The 266-nt window shown below is 40.2% G+C and carries 1 protein-coding gene; it reads right to left on the minus strand.

All coding sequences use genetic code 11. The features are described from left to right. Positions 1-247: hypothetical protein (locus SB772_RS41795; RefSeq protein WP_410838748.1), on the minus strand; the 247-nt coding region annotated here is incomplete at its 3' end. Between the last annotated feature and the right edge of the window lie 19 nt (positions 248-266).

Here is a 266-nt window from a genome sequence, read left to right on the forward strand (position 1 = left end):
GATCTACCATAGCGATTACCAATAATACTGCTTTGGTGATCGTATATATATTAAGTGCGGCGACCAACAAAGCAAAACCGCTCATTACGCAACCTGTATCAAATCCATTAAGGAAAACCACTACCAAACTGAAAACAATAGATGCCCCTGTGAACCATACCAAGTTCCGGAGATTTTTGAAATGCTGATCTTTGATTTCTTTATAGATTTCCAGCAAAGTTTCATCACGCTCAACGGCACGATCCATCCTGTCGTGGCTAAAAAAG

This window comes from Paraburkholderia sp. SIMBA_030 (genome assembly GCF_046535245.1).
GTDB lineage: Bacteria > Pseudomonadota > Gammaproteobacteria > Burkholderiales > Burkholderiaceae > Paraburkholderia.